Source organism: Pseudomonas sp. Irchel s3a12, from assembly GCF_900187485.1.
Lineage (GTDB): Bacteria > Pseudomonadota > Gammaproteobacteria > Pseudomonadales > Pseudomonadaceae > Aquipseudomonas > Aquipseudomonas neuropathica.
In genome coordinates, this window is record NZ_FYDN01000001.1 from 761,123 (window position 1) to 781,652 (window position 20,530).

The following is a 20,530-nucleotide window of genomic DNA, read 5'->3' on the forward strand; positions in this document are numbered from 1 at the left end:
ATGCATTTCAGCGAACTGATGGCTGCCATTTCCACCCGTGCGATCCGCCTTCAACAGGAAGATGAAGACCTGGTCATTCTGGGCAGCGACGACGCGCTGGATGACGCGTTGTGGGACAGCCTCTCGGCGCACAAGGCGCAACTGCTGGAACTGGTCGCCCAACATGGCGGCGACTGGCTGAGCCCTGCGTTTCGCATCACTCCGGACATGCTGCCGCTGGTGAAGCTGAATCAGGACACCCTTGACCGCATCGTCGCCACGGTGCCGGGTGGCGCCGCCAACGTGCAGGACATTTATCCGTTGTCCGCGTTGCAGGAGGGCATGCTCTATCACCACCTCTCGGCCCCTGCCGGTGACCCTTACATCTCGCAGGCGCGCTTCGTATTCGACAGCCAGGAACGGCTGGACGCCTTCGCCGACGCGCTGCGCTGGGTGGTAAAACGTCACGACATCCTGCGCACCTCGTTCGTCTGGGAATATCTCGACGAAGCGCTGCAAGTGGTCTGGCGCGAGGCGCCGCTGGTGTGTGAGGAAGTCCCCGTCGACAGTGCCGCCGACGTGCTCACGCAACTGCTCGCACGCCACGACCCGCAACACTTCCGTCTCGACATGCAGCAAGCGCCTTTACTGCGCCTGGTGTATGCGCAGGATGCCGCGCAGGGCCGCGTGGTCGCGCTGTTGCTGTTTCATCACATGATCATGGATCACGTGGCGCTGGATGTGCTGCGCCGGGAAATTCAGGCCTGTCTGCTCGGGCAGACCGCGCAAGTGCCTGCCGCTGTGCCGTATCGCGATCACTTGGCCAGGGCACGCAAAGCCGGTAACGAGCAGGCGCAGGAAGCATTTTTCCGCGACATGCTCGCGGATATCGACGAGCCGACGCTGCCCTGTGGTTTGCAGGATGTGCAGGGCGATGGCCACGCCATCGAGGAAGCCTCGCTGATGCTCGACAGCCGCTTGAGCCGGCAGTTGCGCGAGCAGTCACGGCAGCTCGGCGTCAGCGTCGCGAGCCTGACGCATCTGGCCCTGGCGCGGGTGCTCGGGCAATTGTCCGGGCGCACGGCGGTGGTGTTCGGCACCGTGCTGCTGGGGCGGATGGACGCGGGCGAGGGCGGCGAGCAAGCGTTGGGCATGTTCATCAACACTTTGCCGCTGCGCGTTGATGTTGGCGAGCAAAGCGTGCGCGCCGGCGTGCTGGCGACCCATCGGCGCCTGACCGCGCTGCTGGCGCACGAGCAGGCTTCGCTAGCCCTGGCGCAACGCTGCAGCGCCGTTGCGGTGCCGACGCCGCTGTTCAGCGCGATCCTCAACTACCGACACAGCAGCGTTGAGGAAGTGGCGGAGGTGATCGACATCGCCCCCGGTGTGCAGGTGTTGGGTGCCCGCGAGCGCACCAACTATCCGCTGACCATCAACATCGATGACCTCGGCGCCGACTTGCGCATCACCGCGCTGGCGGATGCAGCGCTGGGGGCCGAGCGCATGGCCGCGTACCTGAACACGGCGCTGGAGAGTCTGCTCGCAGCCTTGCAAACCAGCGCCGATGTGCCGCTGCAAACGCTGCGCATCCTCCCGGTGAGCGAACGCGAACACTTGCTGTACGGCGTCAATTCGCCGCTGGCACAGTTCCCGGAAACCCTGTTGATTCACCAGCAATTCGAAACCCATGCCCAGGCCCAGCCTGAGGCCACGGCGCTGATATTCGACGGACAAACCCTCAGTTACGGCGAACTCAACCGGCGTGCCAACCAGGTGGCGCATCATCTGCTGGCCCTGAACATTCGTCCCGACGACCGCGTGGCGATCTGCGTTGAGCGTGGCGCGCCAATGATCATCGGCCTGCTTGGGGTGCTCAAGGCCGGCGCCGGTTACGTGCCGATCGATCCGGCCTATCCGCTCGACAGAATCAGCTTCACCTTGCAGGACAGCGCCCCGGCAGCGGTGCTGATGCAGGCGGCGACGCGCGAGCGCGTGGCCGCTCTCGAAGTGCCGCAGATCGACCTCGACAGCGCTCACCTCAAGGCCGAACTCGACAGCAATCCGCAGATCCCTGAGCTGACCCCGGCGCATCTGGCTTACGTGATCTACACCTCCGGTTCCACCGGTTTACCCAAAGGCGTGATGGTCGAGCACCGCAACGTGGCGCGGTTGTTTTCCGCCACCCACGATTGGTTCCAGTTCAACCCGCAAGACATCGGGGTGTTGTTCCATTCCTTCGCGTTCGACTTCTCGGTCTGGGAAATCTGGGCCGCGCTGGCGTTCGGCGGGCAACTGCTGCTGATCCCGCAAGCCGTCAGCCGTTCGCCGGACGACTGCTATGCATTGCTCTGCCAGACCGGCGTGACCGTACTCAACCAGACGCCGAGCGCCTTCCGCCAACTGATCGCCGCGCAGGGCCGCAGTCAGCTGCAACACTCGTTGCGGGAAGTGGTTTTCGGCGGCGAAGCGCTGGAGCCGGGCTTGCTCAAGCCGTGGTATGCGCGGGTCGGCAATGCCGGCACGCGGCTGGTGAACATGTACGGCATCACCGAAACCACCGTGCACGTGACCTATCGACCGCTGCAAGCCGCCGACGCGCAGTTGCTCGGCGTCAGCCCGATTGGCGTGCGTATTCCCGATCTGCAACTGTATATCCTCGATGCTCAGCGCGAACCGGTACCGGTCGGCGTGATTGGCGAGTTGTACGTCGGCGGGGCCGGGGTGGCGCGCGGTTATCTGAATCGTGAAGCATTGACTGCCGAGCGTTTTATCAATGATCCGTTCACTGAAAATGTCGATGCGCGGCTGTATAAAACCGGCGACCTCGCGCGCTGGGCCGCCGACGGCAGCCTCGAATACCTCGGTCGCAATGACGATCAAGTGAAAATTCGCGGCTTCCGCATTGAGTTGGGCGAGATCGAGGCGCGGCTGTCTACTTGCGAAGGCGTGCGCGAAGCCGTGGTAATCGCTCGTGAGGACAGCCCCGGCGATCAGCGTCTGGTCGCCTACTGGCTGGCCGACGCAGGCGCTGCGCCGGATGTGGCGCAATTGCGTGATCATCTGTTGGCGGGGTTGGCTGACTACATGGTGCCAAGCGCCTTCGTGCGCCTGGAAGCCTTCCCGCTGACCACCAACGGCAAGCTCGACCGCAAAGCCTTGCCGGCACCGGACAGCGATGCATTCGCGCGGCGCGGTTTCGAAGCGCCGGTCGGAGCGGTAGAGAATCTGATTGCTGGTCTCTGGCAGACATTGCTTGGTGTCGAGCAGGTCGGCCGCCATGACAATTTCTTCGAGCTCGGCGGTCATTCGCTGCTGGCAGTGAAGCTGATCGAACGCATGCGCCAACAGGATCTGCACTGTGACGTGCGCGTGCTGTTCGGTCAGCCGAGTGTGGCCGCGCTGGCGGCGACCTTGAGCAGCGAACGCGGCATCGTCGTTCCCGACAACCTGATCAAGCCAGGTTGTACGCGCATCACCCCGGCCATGTTGCCGCTGACCAATCTCGATCAAGCCGCGATCGACCGTGTCGTTGCAACCGTGCCGGGCGACATCGCCAATGTGCAGGATATCTATGGCCTGGCGCCTTTGCAGGCGGGAATTCTCTATCACCATCTGGCCACCGCTGCCGGTGATCCGTATGTGTTGCAGGCGCAATTTGCCTTCGACGGTCTGGCGCAGATCAAAACCTTCGTTCGCGCCTTGAACGGCGTGATCGCGCGCCATGACATTCTGCGCACCGGCATCGTCTGGGAAGGGCTTGAAGAGGCGGTGCAAGTGGTCTGGCGCGAGGCGCCACTGGCGCTGGAACGCGTCGATGCTGACGAACTCGACGGCGACGTGCTCGAGCAGATGCAGGCGCGTTTCGATCCACGCCACTATCGTCTGGACCTCAATCGCGCGCCGCTGATGCGTTTTGTCTACACCGAAGATCAGCCGCACAAGCGCTGGATCGGCATTCTCCTGATGCACCATATCGTCCTCGACCACACCGCCCTCGACGTGCTGGTCGCGGAAATGAATGACGTCATGCTTGGTCGCAGCGAGCATCTGCCGCCGCCGGTGCAATACCGCCACTTTGTCGCCCAGGCGCGGCTCGGCGTTGATGATCAGGCCCATGAGGCGTTCTTCCGCGAGATGCTTGGCGATATCGACGAGCCGACCGTGGCCTTCGGTCTGCAGGACGTGCACGGCGACGGCAGCGACATTCTCGACAGTCATTCCGAGCTCGATGCTGACCTCGGTAAACGTCTGCGTGAGCAGGCGCGGCGGCTCGGTGTCAGTGTGGCCAGTCTGGTGCATCAGGCCTGGGCTCAGGTGTTGGCGCAGGTGTCCGGCCAGCAGGACGTGGTGTTCGGCACGGTATTGCTCGGGCGCATGCAGGGCGGCGAAGGCGCAGATCGGGCGTTGGGCATGTTCATCAACACCTTGCCGCTGCGCGTCAGCGTCGGGGCTGATTCGGTAGAGAGCGGCGTGCGGGGTACCCATGCACGTCTGGCGCAGTTGCTCGGCCATGAGCAGGCTTCGTTGGCGCTGGCCCAGCGTTGCAGTGGTGTCGCCGGGTCGCAGGCGCTGTTCAGCACCTTGCTCAACTACCGCCACAGTGCGCCGGAGTCGGCCGCTGTAACGTGGGACGGCGTGCAGATTCTCAGCTCCCGCGAGCGCAGTAACTATCCGTTGGTGGTCAGTGTCGACGACCTCGGCGACGGGTTCCGCCTGAACGTGCAAGCCGTGCCGCAAGTGGATGGCGCGCGGGTCTGCGATTTCTTGCAAACCGCGTTGCACAGCCTGGTCACGGCACTTGAGTACACGCCAACGGCGCCGTTGCAGCAACTGTCGATCGTGTCGCCGAGTGAGCGGCAGCGAGTGCTGGTCGGCTTCAACATCAGCGGTCGTGAATTCCCGCCGGCGCAGACCGTGCCGCGCCTGTTTGAAGCGCAAGTGGCGGCACATCCCGAAGCGCTGGCGGTGGTGCAGGGCGAGCAACGGCTCAGCTACCGTGAACTGAATCAGCGCGCCAATCGTCTCGCCCATCACTTGATCGGTCTCGGCGTGCAAGTCGATGACCGTGTTGCGCTGTGCCTGCGTCGCGGGCCGGACATGCTCGTCGCGCTGCTGGCGATTCTCAAGGCCGGCGCCGGTTACGTGCCGATCGATGCGGATTACCCGGCAGAGCGCATCGCCTACCTGTTGCAGGACAGCGACCCGATCGCGGTGCTGGCGCAGGCGTCGACGCGCGAGCTGCTTGGCGTTGTTCCCGTCATCGATCTGGATGCCGGCGACTGGCAGCACTTACCTGACACCAACCCAGTGCTGTCGAGGTTGACCCCGGCGAATCTGGCCTACGTGATCTACACCTCCGGTTCCACCGGGCAGCCGAAAGGCGTGATGGTCGAGCACCGCACCCTGGAAAACCTCGTGCACTGGCACGCCGAAGCCTTCGATCTGCATGCCGGCAGCCACACCGCCAGCGTCGCCGGTTGCGGTTTCGATGCCATGGCCTGGGAAGTCTGGCCGGCGTTGTGCGTTGGCGCGACCGTGCATCTGCCACTGTCTTCGATCAAAAACGAACATCTTGATGAACTGCTCGAATGGTGGCGCGCGCAGCCGTTGCAGGTGAGCTTTCTGCCAACCCCGGTGGCCGAATATGCCTTCAGTCGTGAATTGGGCCATCCGACCCTGCGCACATTGCTGATCGGTGGCGATAAATTGCGCCAGTTCCCGCGAGATCAGACGTTCGATGTGATCAACAACTATGGCCCGACCGAAGCCACGGTGGTGGCGACGTCCGGGCGCATCGAGCCCGGGCGGGTTTTGCACATTGGCCGGCCGATTGCCAATGCCAAAGTCTATTTGCTGGACCGTCAGCAACAACCAGTGCCGACCGGTGTACAAGGCGAGTTGTATGTAGGCGGCGCCGGGGTTGCGCGCGGCTATCTGAATCGTCCGGAACTGACCTCAGCACAATTCCTTGACGACCCGTTCAGCGATGAACCGCATGCGCGGATGTACCGCACCGGCGACCTCGCTCGCTGGCTGGCGGACGGCAATATCGAATACCTGGGGCGCAATGATGATCAGGTAAAACTGCGCGGCGTGCGTATAGAACTCGGGGAAATCGAAGCGGCGCTGAGCGCTCACGCCGCGGTGCGCGAATGCGTGGTGCTGGTGCGCGACGGCCGTCTGGTCGCCTGGTTTACCGCAATCGAGTCTGTCGAGATCGGCGATTTGCACCAGTATCTGCACGCGCGGCTGCCGGACACTTTGGTCCCGGCCGCTTACGTGCGACTGGACAGCCTGCCGCTCACGGCTCACGGCAAACTCGACCGCAAGGCCTTGCCCGAACCGGATCAGGACGCCTGGCTCAGCCGTGAATATGAAGCGCCACAAGGCCCGGTCGAAATGGCGCTGGCGCAGATATGGGCCGACGTACTCAACATCGAACAGATCGGCCGTCACGACAATTTCTTCGAACTCGGCGGCCATTCGCTGTTGGCGGTGAGCCTGATCGAACGCATGCGTCAGGCCGGTCTGAGCGCCGATGTGCGCGTGCTGTTCAACCAACCGAGCCTGGCCGCGCTGGCGCGGGCCTTGGGCAGTGGCCGGGAAATCGATGTGCCGGCAAATCTGATTGCGGCCGATTGCACACACATCACGCCCGACATGCTGACCCTGACCACACTCGATCAGGCCAGCATCGATCGTATCGTCGCGACGGTGCCGGGCGGTGCTGCGAATGTGCAGGATATCTATCCGCTGGCACCGTTGCAGGAAGGCATTCTTTATCACCACCTCAGTGCCGAACAGGGCGATCCGTACCTGCTGCAATCGCGTCTGGCCTTCGACAGTCTTGAACGTTTGCACAGCTTCGCCGAGCACTTGCAGCAGGTCATCGCCCGTCACGACATTCTGCGCACCAGCGTGGTCTGGCAAGGCTTGCCGAGCCCGCAGCAAGTAGTCTGGCGGCAGGCGCAGATGGTCGTCCAGCAGTTGCTGCTGGATGCGCAGGACGGCGACATTCTCGAACAGCTGCACGCGCGTTTCGATGCCCGGCATTTCCGCCTCGACCTGAGCGTTGCGCCGCTGATCCGCATGGTCTACGCCGAGGATCCGGCGCAACAGCAAGTGGTCGCCATCGTGCTGTTCCATCACTCGATTCTCGACCACACCGCCATGGACGTGATCGGCCGGGAAATGCACGCGTTGATGTTCGATCAGCTCGACACACTGACGCCGCCGATGCCGTACCGCAATTACGTAGCGCAGGCACGCCTCGGCGCCGATGAGCAGGAACATGAGGCGTTCTTCCGCGAGATGCTCGGCGACATCGACGAGCCGACTTTGCCCTTCGGTCTGCAGGATGTTCAGGGCGACGGGCGTGGCATCGAAGAAGCGCTGCAAGCGGTCGATGCCGCGCTCAATCGGCGTCTGCGCGAACAGGCCCGGCAGTTGGGCGTCAGCCCGGCGAGCCTGATGCACATGGCCTGGGCGCAAGTGTTGGGCGTCGTTTCCGGCCGTCGCGACGTGGTCTTCGGCACCGTGTTGATGGGGCGTATGCAGGGCGGTGAGGGCGCCGACCGCACGTTGGGGGTTTTTATCAATACCCTTCCGCTGCGGGTGGGTCTCGCTGAGAGCGTGCGCGCCGGGGTGAAAACCACCCACGCGCGGCTGACGGCGCTGCTCGCTCATGAACACGCGTCACTGGCGCTGGCTCAACGCTGCAGCGGCACGCCGGGTTCTGCGCCGCTGTTCAGCGCCTTGCTCAATTACCGGCACAGCGCCGCCGCACAACAGCCGCGCGACGGCCAGGGGATCTGGCAAGGCGTGCGCATGCTCGGTGGCGAGGAGCGCAGCAACTATCCGCTGACCCTGTCGGTGGATGATCTGGGCGACGGTTTTGCCTTGGACGTGCTGGCGCTCGCCGAGATCGGTGCGCAGCGGATCTGCAGTTACATGCACACCGCACTGGAGCAACTGGTGCAAGCGCTGGAGCAGCAGCCCCAGACGCCACTCGATCAGCTACCGATTCTGTCGCTGCCGGAGCAGGCGCGACTGCTGGTCGATTTCAATCGGAGTGCCGTCGCGTTTCGCCGTGGCGCAACCCTTCATGCGCTGGTCGAGGCTCAGGCGGCACAACGGGCGGATGCGCTGGCGGTGGTGCAGGGCGGGCAAGCGTTGACCTATGGCCAGCTCAATCAACGCGCCAACCGCCTGGCCCACCATCTGCTCAGCCTTGGCGTGCAGCCTGACGACCGCATCGCCGTGTGCGTGCGGCGCAGCCCGCAGATGCTGGTGGCGCTGCTGGCGATCCTCAAGTCCGGCGCCGGTTATGTGCCGGTCGACCCCACCTACCCGGCGGAACGCATTGCCTACCTGCTGGAGGACAGCGCTCCATTGGCGGTTCTGGCCGAGGCCTCGACGCGTGATTTGCTCGGTGCTGCGCGCGTGATCGATCTCGATCGCCTTGACTGGGCGCATCTGCCGGACCGCAATCCGCAGGTGCCGATGCTGACCCCGGCGCATCTGGCCTACGTGATCTACACCTCGGGCTCCACCGGCCAGCCGAAAGGCGTGATGGTCGAACACGCAACGCTGGAAAACCTCGTGCACTGGCACAACGGCGCCTTTGACCTGCACGCGGGCAGCCACACGTCGAGTGTCGCCGGGTTTGGTTTCGATGCCATGGCGTGGGAGGTCTGGCCAGCGCTGTGCATCGGCGCGACCGTGCATCTGCCACCGCAATCGGTGAGCAACGAGCACCTCGACGAGTTGCTGGCGTGGTGGCGCGCGCAGCCGTTGCAGGTGAGTTTCCTGCCCACGCCCGTCGCCGAATACGCCTTCAGTCGTGACCTCGGCCACCCGACCTTGCGCACGTTGCTGATCGGTGGCGACAAATTGCGCCAGTTCCCGCGTCAGCAGACGTTCGCGGTGATCAACAACTACGGCCCGACCGAAGCCACGGTGGTTGCCACCTGCGGCGCGGTCGAGGCCGGGCAGGTGCTGCATATCGGTCGGCCGATGGCCAACGCGAAGATTTACCTGCTCGATGACCAGCAGCGCCCCGTACCGGTTGGCGTTGCTGGCGAGTTGTATGTCGGCGGTGCCGGCGTGGCGCGCGGTTATCTGCATCGCCCCGAGCTGACTGCCGAACGCTTTCTCGACGACCCGTTCAGCGATGAACCGCAGGCGCGCATGTACCGCACCGGCGACCTCGCGCGCTGGCTGGCTGACGGCAACGTCGAATACCTGGGGCGCAACGATGATCAGGTCAAACTGCGCGGCGTGCGCATCGAATTGGGCGAAATCGAAGCGGCGTTGAGCGCTCACGAAGCCGTGCAGGATTGCGTGGTGCTGGTACGCGACGGCCAGTTGCTGGCTTGGTTTACCGAACGCCTGAACGTCGAGATCGAGGATTTGCGCAGTCATTTGCAAGCACAGTTGCCGCAAGCCCTGGTGCCTGCCGCTTACGTGCGCCTGCAAGCACTGCCGCTGACCGCCAACGGCAAACTCGATCGCAAGGCGTTGCCAGAACCGGATCAAATGGCGTGGCTGAGCCGCGAATATGCCGCGCCACAAGGTTCGGTGGAAATCGCCTTGGCGCAGATCTGGTCGGACGTCCTCAAGGTCGAACAGATCGGCCGTCACGACAACTTCTTCGAACTGGGCGGGCATTCATTACTGGCGGTGACGCTGATCGAGCGCATGCGTCAGGTCGATCTGAGCACCGACGTGCGTGTGCTGTTCAGCCAACCGACCCTGGCCGCGCTGGCGGCGGCGGTGGGCAGTGGCCGCGAGGTCGCCGTGCCGGACAATCTGATTCCTGCCGATTGCACGCACATCACTGCGGACATGCTGACGCTGGTGCAACTGGATCAGGCCAGTATCGAGCGCATCGTCGCCACGGTGCCGGGCGGCGCGGCCAATGTGCAGGATATTTATCCGCTGGCACCGTTGCAGGAAGGGATTCTGTATCACCACCTCAGCGCCGCGCAGGGCGATCCGTACCTGCTGCAATCGTGTCTGGCGTTCGACAGTATTGAACGGTTTCAAGGGTTCGCGGCGGCGTTGCGTCAGGTTATGACGCGCCACGATATCCTGCGCACTTCGGTGGTCTGGCAAGGCTTGGCGGCGCCGGTGCAAGTGGTCTGGCGCCGTGCGGAGTTGCCGGTTCAAGCTGTGGCGCTGGAGCCCGCGCAGGGCGAAGCCATCGATCAACTACGTGCGCGCTTCGATGCGCGGCACTGGCGTCTGGACCTCGACCAGGCACCGCTGTTGCGCCTGGTGTATGCCCTCGACCCGGACAATCAGCGCGTCGTCGCCATGCTGTTGTTCCACCACATCGCCATGGACCACACCGCGTTGGCGGTGGTCAGCGCAGAAATGCAGGCGATTTTGCACGGTGATGAGCGACTACCTGTGCCCGCCGTGCCATACCGCAACTATGTGGCGCAGACCCGCCTCGGCGTTAGCGAACAAGAGCACGAAGTGTTCTTCCGCGAGATGCTCGGTGACATCGACGAACCGACGCTGCCATTCGGTTTGCAGGACGTGCACGGCGACGGGAATGACATCGAGGAAGTCTGCCAAGCGCTGCCTGCCACGGTGGCGCAGCGTTTGCGCAGCCAGGCGCGCTTGCTCGGCGTCAGTGTCGCCAGTCTGTTCCATCTCGCCTGGGCGCGGGTACTGGCGGCAACGTCCGGTCAGGAACGGGTGGTCTTTGGGACGGTGCTGCTGGGCCGCATGCAGGGCGGCGCGGGCGCAGATCGCGGGCTGGGCATGTTCATCAACACCTTGCCATTGCGCGTGGATGTCGACGAAACCGATGTGCGCGCCGGGGTCAAGGCGACCCATGCGCGGCTCAGTGCGCTGTTGGCTCACGAACATGCTTCGCTGGCATTGGCCCAGCGTTGCAGCGGTGTCGCAGCGCCGTCACCACTGTTTAGCGCGATGCTCAATTACCGCCATAGCGACAGCGAAGCTCAGCAAACTACCAAGCGCGAGGCCTGGCAGGGCATCGAATCCCTGGCCGGCGAGGAGCGCACCAATTACCCGTTGACCCTCAACGTCGATGATCTCGGCAGTGGTTTCGCACTGACGGTGATGACCCCTTCGCGCATCGGTGCAGCACGCCTCGGCCAGTACATGCACAACGCGCTGATCGCGCTGGTTGAAGCGTTGGAGCACACACCGCAACAACCGTTGAACTGCCTGACGGTGTTGCCGGACGAGGAGCGGCAGGCGTTGCTGTTCGGCCTCAATGCCACCGACGTCGATTACGACTTGCAGCAGACGCTGCACGGCTTGTTTGAAGCGCAGGTGCAGCGTACGCCACAGGCTGTGGCCGTTGTCGCCGGCGACCAGGCATTGAGCTACACGCAGTTGAACGAACGCGCCAACCGCTTGGCCCGGCACCTGCTCAGCCTTGGCGTACAGGTTGATTCACGGGTGGCAATCTGCGTCGAGCGCAGCCTGGAAATGGTCATCGGCCTGCTGGCGATCAATAAGGCCGGCGCCGCTTATGTGCCGCTGGACCCAGCCTATCCGGCGGAGCGTCTGGCCTACATGCTCGAGGACAGCGCGCCGGCCGTGGTGCTGGTGCACGGGGCGACCCGCACGCTATTGGGAGAGTTCTCGGCACCGGTAATCGACCTCGACCAGAACACCTGGCAATCCCTGCCTGCCGACAATCCGCAAATCCCGACGTTGACACCACAGCACAGCGCGTACGTGATCTACACCTCCGGCTCCACCGGCCAACCGAAAGGCGTGGTCAACGAACATGCCGGGGTGGTCAACCGCTTGTTGTGGATGCAGGACGCCTATCGCCTGACCGCTGCCGATTCGGTATTGCAGAAAACCCCATTCAGTTTTGACGTCTCGGTGTGGGAGTTCTTCTGGCCGCTGATGACCGGCGCGCGCCTGGTCATGGCGCGGCCCGACGGACACAAGGATCCGCAATACCTCACTGAAGTGATCGAAACCGAAAACATCACCACGCTGCACTTTGTGCCGTCGATGCTCGATGTGTTCCTCGCCAATAGCGACACCACACGCTGCGACAGCGTGCGGCAGGTAATGTGCAGCGGCGAGGCGTTGCCGGGCCGTGTGGTGCGGCGTTTCAAACTACAATTGCCGGGCAGCGCGTTGCATAACCTGTACGGCCCGACCGAAGCCGCCGTCGATGTCACCGCGTGGGACTGCGCGGGAACGATCGAGCAGACCCCGGACAACACGCCAATTGGCAAACCGATCGCCAACACCCGCATGTACATCCTTGATGCGCAACAGCAACCCGTGCCGCAAGGCGTGATCGGCGAGCTGTACATCGCTGGCGTGCAGGTGGCGCGCGGTTATCTGAACCGACCTGAGCTGAGTGCCGAGCGCTTCCTCAACGATCCGTTCCAGGCCAACGGGCGGATGTATCGCACCGGTGACGTCGCCCGCTATCTGGCGGACGGCAACATCCAATACCTGGGGCGTAACGATGATCAGGTGAAGATCCGCGGTCTGCGTATTGAGCTGGGCGAAATCCAGGCGCGCCTGGCCCAGATCAAAGGTGTGCAGGAAGCCGTGGTGGTGGCTCGCGAAGACGTGCCCGGCGACAAACGTCTGGTCGCGTATTACACCGGCGAACGCCTGGAAATCGACCTGCTGCGCAGTCAACTGCTCGAGCATTTGCCGGATTACATGGTGCCTACGGTGTTTGTGCATCTCGATAGTTTGCCGCTGAGCCCCAACGGCAAGCTCGACCGCAAGGCGCTGCCGGCGCCGGATCAGCAATCGCTGAAAACCCGCGAATACGAAGCCCCGGTTGGCGACGTCGAAATCACCCTGGCACGGCTCTGGGCCGAGCTGCTTAACGTCGAGCGGGTAGGGCGTCACGACCATTTCTTTGAACTGGGTGGTCACTCATTACTGGCGGTCAGTCTGATCGGCCGGTTACGTCAGGAAGGCATGGAAGCCGATGTCAGGGGGTTGTTCGAACAACCGACCCTGGCCGGCTACGCCGCAATTACGGAAAGAATGGAGATCGTCCTGTGAATGTGCTCGAACTGTTGGCAACCCTGAAGACAAAAGACATTCAGTTGGCGGTGACCGATGAGCAATTGCGCGTCAACGGCAACAAACAGGCGTTGAGCGATCCGGCGCTGCTGGCCGCGCTGCGCGAGCACAAACCGGCGCTGATCGAACTGATCAAGGCCGGCCAATACTCGGCCACCCGCGTCGGCCAGATTGACGTTCCGGCTAACGGCATTCTCCCCGGCACCACGCGCATCACCCCAGCAATGGTGACCCTGGCTGACGTGGATCAGGCGACCCTCGACCGCTTGCTCGCCGAGGTACCAGGCGGCGCCGCCAATGTGCAGGACATCTACCCATTGGCGCCGTTGCAGGAAGGCATTCTCTATCACCACGCGAGCAACGAGCAGGGCGATCCGTACGTCATGCAATCGTACTTTGCGTTCAGCAGCCGCGAGCGGCTGCAGGACTTCGCTCAAGCCTTGCAAAAGGTCATCGATCGCCACGACATCTTGCGCACGGCGGTGCATTGGGAAGGGCTGGACGTGCCGCTGCAAGTGGTCTGGCGTCAGGCACCGTTGCCGATGGAAGAGATCGTGCTGGCAGACGGCGCAAGTGATGCGCTGCAGCAACTGCACGAGTGTTTCGATGCGCGGCATTTCCGTCTGGACGTCCGGTGCGCGCCGATGATGCGTCTGGCCTACGCGTGGGATGAGGGCGGTCAGCGCGTGGTCGCGACGTTGTTGTTCCATCACATGGCGCTGGACCACTCGGCGCTCGACGTGGTGCGTCACGAACTGCTCGCCTGCCTCACTGGCCAGGCTCAATCGCTCGGCCGGCCGGTGCCGTTTCGCAATTACGTGGCGCAGGCGCGGCTGGGCATCAGCGAAGCTGAGCACGAGGTTTTTTTCCGCGACATGCTCGCTGACATAGCCGAGCCGACGCTGCCCTACGGTTTGCAGGATGTGCAGGGCGACGGCCTCGGTATCGCTGAGCTGAGCCTGCCGGTCAATCCGTTGCTCGGCCAGCGTCTGCGCGCACAGGCGCGGCAGCTCGGCGTGAGTGTCGCGAGCCTGTTTCATCTGGGTTGGGCGCAGGTACTGGCGGTGCTCACCGGCAAACAAAACGTAGTGTTCGGTACGGTGCTGATGGGCCGTATGCAAGGCGCCGAAGCCACCGAGCGGGCGCTGGGGATTTTCATCAACACCTTGCCGTTGCGGGTCGATGTCGATGCACTAGGCGTGCGTGCGGCGGTGCAGGCGACGCACAAACGCCTGACCACGCTGATGCGCCACGAACACGCACCACTGGCACTCGCCCAGCGTTGCAGCGGCGTGGTCGCGCCGACGCCGTTGTTCAGTGCCTTGCTCAATTACCGCCACAGCCACAACGCGGCGACGGCGAGTGCCGAGACCCTGGCGGCCTGGGAAGGCATCAGCACGATCAGCTCCGAAGAACGCACCAACTATCCGCTGACCCTGAGCGTCGACGATTTCGGCGATACCTTCAGCCTGACCTTGCTGGCCACCACCGAGGTCGATCCACAGCGCATCTGCGATTACTTGCACTGCGCCCTGGAAAGTCTGGTGCTGGCGCTGGAGCAGGCGCCGGACACCGCGCTCAACCAGTTGCCGATTCTGCCGGCGGCCGAGCGCGAACAGGTTTTGCTGGCGTTCAATGCCAGTCACGCCGATTTCCCCGCGACGTTGACCATTGCCCAGCGTTTCGAGGCCCAAGTGGCGCAGCGGCCAGAAGCTGTGGCAGCACACTTCTTGGGTGAGCAACTGAGCTATGCCGAACTCAACCGGCATGCCAACGCCTTGGCTCATCATCTGATCGCACTGGGTGTGAAACCCGATGATCGCGTCGCCATCGTCGCCCGCCGTGGCCTCGATACGCTGGTCGGGCTGGTCGCCATTCTCAAGGCCGGTGCCGGTTATGTACCGGTCGACCCGGCGCACCCGGCCGAGCGTCTGCACTACTTGCTCAGCGACAGCGCCCCCGTTGCAGTGCTGACCCAAAATAATCTGCGGGAGCGCTTGCCGACGCTGGCGGTGCCGGTGATCGATCTCGACCCGCGCACCTGGCCGCTGAGCGAGACCCTTGATCCGCAGGTGCCGGGCCTGACCGCCGCGCAACTGGCCTACGTGATCTACACCTCCGGCTCCACCGGCCTGCCCAAAGGCGTGATGGTCGAACACCGCACCTTGTCGAATCTGGTCGACTGGCATTGCACAGCGTTTGATCTGTGCGCCGGTCGCCACACTTCAAGCCTTGCCGGGTTCGGTTTCGACGCCATGGCCTGGGAAGTCTGGCCGGCGCTGTGTGCCGGCGCGACCCTGCATCTGGCACCGACTCACGAGGGCACCGAGGACATCGATGCGTTGCTCGAGTGGTGGCGCGCGCAGCCACTGGACGTGAGTTTTCTGCCGACACCCGTCGCCGAATACGCCTTCAGCCAGAACCTTGAACACCCGACGTTGCGTACATTGCTGATCGGTGGGGACCGCTTGCGCCAGTTCAGCCGCAATCAGCAGTTCGACGTGATCAACAACTACGGCCCGACCGAAGCCACCGTGGTTGCGACCTCTGGACGCATCGAGGCAGGCGATGCCTTGCACATCGGCAAACCGGTGACTAATGCCACGGTGTATCTGCTCGATGAACAGCAGCGTCCGGTGCCGATTGGCGTCATGGGCGAGTTGTATGTTGGCGGTGCCGGGGTCGCTCGCGGCTATTTGAACCGTGCCGACCTGAGCGCCGAGCGCTTCCTCCACGACCCGTTCCACCCCTTGTCGAATGCGCGCATGTATCGCACCGGCGATCTCGCACGCTGGCGCGCGGACGGCACGATCGAGTACCTGGGGCGTAACGACGATCAGGTGAAAATCCGTGGCGTGCGTATCGAACTCGGGGAGATCGAAACCCGCCTCAATCAGTTGCCCGGTATTCAGGAAGCCGTACTGCTGGCGCGTGAAGATGAGCCGGGCCAACCGCGACTGGTGGCGTATTTCACCGAGCAGAGCCAGGTCGAACCGTTGGCCGTGGCCGAGTTGCGCGCGCACCTGTTGACCCAGTTACCGGAGTACATGGTGCCGGTGGCCTTCGTCAGACTCGACGCGCTGCCGTTGACCGCCAATGGCAAGGTCGACCGCAAGGCCCTGCCGAAACCCGAGCGAGCGGCGCTGTTCACCCGCGAATACGAGGCGCCGCACAACGAACTGGAAAGCGCCTTGGCGCAGATCTGGGCGCAGGTGCTGCAAGTCGAGCGAGTCGGGCGTCAGGATCATTTTTTTGAACTCGGTGGTCACTCGCTGTTGGCCATGCGCATGGTGTCCCAGGTTCGCCAGCGTCTTGGTGTCGAGCTGGCGCTGGGCGATCTGTTTGCCAACGCCGAACTGGCAGCGGTTGCCGAGGCGGTGGCGCAAGCCGGGCGCAGCACGCAACCGGAGATTGTCGCGGTGGCTCGTGACGGCGCGTTGCCGCTGTCGTTCGCCCAGCAACGCTTGTGGTTTCTCGCACAAATGGAAGGCGCCAACACCGCGTACAACATTCCCATCGGCCTGCGCCTGCGTGGGCAACTGAATGAGCATGCGCTGCAACAAGCCTTGGCGCGTATCGTTGCGCGTCACGAAACCCTGCGCAGCCGTTTCGCCCAGTTCAATGACCATGCGCAGGTGCTGATCGCCCCGGTCGACAGCGGTCTGCTGCTGCGCGTTGAAGACCTGCGCCAGCATCCGCAAGCCGACCAGACCTTGGCGGCGCTGATTCAGGGCGAGGCCTCGGGGCCGTTTGACTTACAAGACGATGCGCTGATTCGCGGACGCCTGGTGCGGCTGGCCGACGATCATCATGTGCTGCTGCTGACCCTGCACCACATCATCTCCGATGGCTGGTCGATGGGGGTTCTGACCCGTGAACTGATGGCGCTTTATCAGGCGTTCAGCCACGGTCAACCAGATCCACTGCCGCCGCTGGCGCTGCAATACACCGACTACGCAGTGTGGCAGCGGCGCTGGCTCAGTGGTGAGGTGTTGCAGCGCCAGAGTGAGTACTGGCAACAGACCCTGGCGGGCGCTCCGGCACTTTTGACGCTGCCGACTGATCGTGTGCGCCCGGCGCAGCAGGATTACGCCGGCAACACCGTCGAGGTGGTGCTCGACGAACGCCTGAGTGCCGGACTCAAGGCTTTGGCCCAGCGTCACGGCGTGACGATGTACATGCTCATGCTCGGCGCATGGGCGAGCCTGTTGAGTCGTTTGTCCGGGCAAGCCGAAGTGGTCATCGGTTCGCCGGTGGCCAACCGAACCCGCGCCGAGATCGAAGGCCTGATCGGCATGTTCGTCAACACCCTGGCGCTGCGTATCGATACTTCGGGCGAGTTGAGCACCGAGGCGCTGTTGGCGCGGGTCAAGGCGCGAACGCTGGAGGCGCAGGCGCATCAGGATCTACCCTTCGAGCAAGTGGTGGAAATCACCAAGCCTGCGCGCAGCATGGCGCACAGCCCGTTGTTTCAAGCGATGTTCAGTTGGGACAGTGGCCACGGTGCCAGCCTGAGTCTCGGCGAGCTGACGCTGGAAAGCGTTGCCGAACCGAGCCACTTTGCCAAATTTGATCTGTCACTGACGCTGGCAGATGCGCCGGACGGCATTCGCGGTGTGCTGGAGTACGCCGTTGCCTTGTTCGATGAGTCGACTATTCAACGTTACGTCGGCTACTTCCAGCGCCTGTTGCAGGCGATGGTCAGCAACGATCAAGCGGTGTTGGAGCAGGTAACGTTGTTGGCGGACGATGAGCGTCAGCATCTGCTGGTCGATCTGAACGCAACCACTGTCACCCACGATCTTGAGCAGACTGTTCATGCTCGCTTCGAGACGCAGGTGTTGCGCACGCCAGACGCGGATGCCGTGGTGGCCGGTGAATTGCGTTTGAGTTACGCCGAGTTGAACCGTCGCGCCAACCAGCTCGCCCATCACCTGCGCCAGTGCGGCGTGGGCCGCGATTCGCGGGTGGCGATCTGCGTCGAGCGCGGGCCGCAATTGCTGGTTGGTCTGTTGGCGATTCTCAAGGCCGGCGGCGCTTATGTGCCGCTGGACCCGGGGTATCCTGCTGAGCGTCTGGCCTACATGCTTGAGGACAGCGCACCAGTGGCGGTGCTGGTGCATGCGCCGACGCGTGCGCTGATCGGCGAGTGGGCCGGTGTGTTGGTCGATTTCGACCATTGCACCTGGCAAGACCTTGCGCAAAGTAATCCGCAGGTGCCAGGCCTGAGCGCCGCGAACCTGGCCTACGTGATTTACACCTCCGGCTCCACCGGCACGCCGAAGGGCGTGATGGTCGAGCACCGCAACCTGGGCAATCTGCTGCACTGGAGCGCCAGCCTGTGTCCGCTTTCTACCGGCGCCGCGCTGTTGCAGAAAACCCCGCTGAGTTTCGACGCCTCGGTGTGGGAGCTGTTCTGGCCGTTGAGCTGCGGTATGCGTCTGATCCTCGCGGGCCCGGACGACCACCGCGATCCAGCCGCGCTGGTGCAACTGATTCGTGAGCAACAGGTCAACGTCGTTCAGTTTGTGCCGGCGCTGTTGCAGCAATTCCTTGAAGTGGCAGAGGTGGGCGAGTGCAGCAGCCTTACCGATGTGTTCTGTGGTGGCGGTGCGCTGACGGCCGCGTTGGTACGCAGCGTGCGTGAACGTCTGCCGCAGGTGCGCCTGCACAACGTTTATGGCCCGACCGAAGCCACCGTCGACAGCACCGTATGGACGCTGGAGGCGAATTCGCCGGTACCGCAAGGCGCGCCACCGATTGGCAAACCGCTGTGCAATACCCGCGTGTACATCCTTGATACTCACCAACAACCGACGCCATGGGGTGTGGTCGGCGAGATGTATCTGGGCGGCGTGCAGGTGGCGCGGGGTTATCTGAATCGGCCTGAGCTGACCGCCGAACGTTTCCTCGACGATCCGTTCAGTGATCATCCCGGCGCACGTTTGTACCGCACGGGTGACGTCGCACGGTATCTGGCCGATGGCAATATCGAGTACCTGGGGCGTAATGACGATCAGGTCAAAATCCGTGGTTTACGCATCGAACTGGGCGAGATTCAGGCGCATCTGGCGCAGGTCGACGGTGTCCGCGAAGCGGCCGTGCTGGCCCGTGAAGACGTGCCGGGCGATCAGCGTCTGGTCGCGTACTACAGCGGCGAACTCGTCGAAACAGATCAGCTACGCAGCCAATTGCTCAAGCATCTGCCGGCCTACATGGTGCCTGCCGTGTTTGTGTATTTGCCGGCCTTGCCACTGAGCCCCAACGGCAAACTGGATCGCCAGGCCTTGCCGGCTCCCGACCAGACTGCGCTGCTGAGCCGGGAATACGAAGCCCCGATCGGTGAAGTCGAAACCGTGATTGCCGGGATTTGGGCCGAGTTGCTGAAGGTCGAGCGGGTAGGGCGCTTCGATCATTTCTTCGAACTGGGCGGTCACTCGTTGCTGGCGGTCAATCTGGTTGCGCGCATGCGTCGGGCCGGCCTGTCGGCGGATATTCGTGTGCTCTTTGGCCAGCCGACATTGGCCGCGCTCGCTGCGGCTGTGGGCGGCGAACCTGATGCGGCGGTGCCGGCAAACCTCATTGCGGCCGATTGCCCGCGCATCACACCCGAATTGTTGCCGCTGGTAGCGCTGGACCAAGCGACGATCGACCGTATCGTTGCAAGCGTCCCCGGCGGTGTGCGCAATGTTCAGGACATCTACCCGCTGGCACCTTTGCAAACCGGCATCCTGTTCCATCATCTGTCGGCCGCGCACGGCGATCCATATGTGCTGCAGGCGCAGTTTGCCTTCGCTGATGAACAGCGTTTGCAAGTGTTCACTGATGCCCTGCAACGGGTAATCGAACGCCATGACATTCTGCGCACGTCGCTGTTCTGGGAGGGGCTGGAAGAGCCGGTGCAAGTAGTCTGGCGTCAGGCTTCGCTGGGCTGCGAGGCCTTGCCGCTAGACGCCGAAGCGGGCGATGCGCTGAGCCAGTTGCGCAGACGCTTCACCATCGATAACTACCGCATGCCCGTCACCGAGGCGCCGCTGATGCGCGTGGTGCACGGCCGCGATGAGGCCAATCAACGGGTGGTGGCGTTGCTGCTGTTCCATCACCTGGTGATGGATCACGTGGCGCTGGAGGTGTTGCAGCACGAGATGCAGGCGTTTCTGCTGGGCAACGACGGGCTGCTGAGCGAACCGGTGCCGTACCGCAATTACGTGGCGCACACCCGTTCCGGCCTGACCGCGCAAGCGCACGCCAGTTTCTTCGGCGAGATGCTCGGCGCTGTTGATGAGCCGACCTTGCCTTACGGGCAGAATCTGGCCAGCGACGGCCCTGCACAAGAGGCGCAACTGGACCTGGAAAACGCGCTGAGCCACAGCATCCGTCAGCAGGCCCGGCGTTTGGGGGTCAGCGCCGCCAGCCTGATGCACCTCGCCTGGGCACAGGTGCTGGGGCAATTGTCCGGACGCGACACCGTGGTGTTTGGCACGGTGTTGCT

General features: G+C 63.5%; 2 protein-coding genes (1 of these 2 only partly in view). Both read left to right on the forward strand.

Annotation, left to right across the window (positions count from 1 at the left end; genetic code table 11):
• Positions 1–13,017: a non-ribosomal peptide synthetase gene (locus CKW14_RS03540; protein WP_095124691.1), complete on the forward strand. Its 13,017-nt coding sequence runs from the start codon at positions 1–3 to the stop codon at positions 13,015–13,017.
• Positions 13,014–20,530 carry the 5' portion of a non-ribosomal peptide synthase/polyketide synthase gene (locus tag CKW14_RS03545; protein ID WP_095124692.1) on the forward strand. It continues 10,327 nt past the right edge of the window, so only the first 7,517 of its 17,844 coding nucleotides appear in the window; its start codon is at positions 13,014–13,016; the stop codon falls past the right edge of the window. Before CKW14_RS03540 ends, CKW14_RS03545 begins: the two co-directional genes overlap by 4 nt.

Bases quoted from the DNA above. Each gene is read 5' to 3' on its own strand.
- CKW14_RS03540 (WP_095124691.1), top strand. From the start codon at position 1: ATGCATTTCAGCGAACTGATGGCTGCCATTTCCACCCGTGCGATCCGC.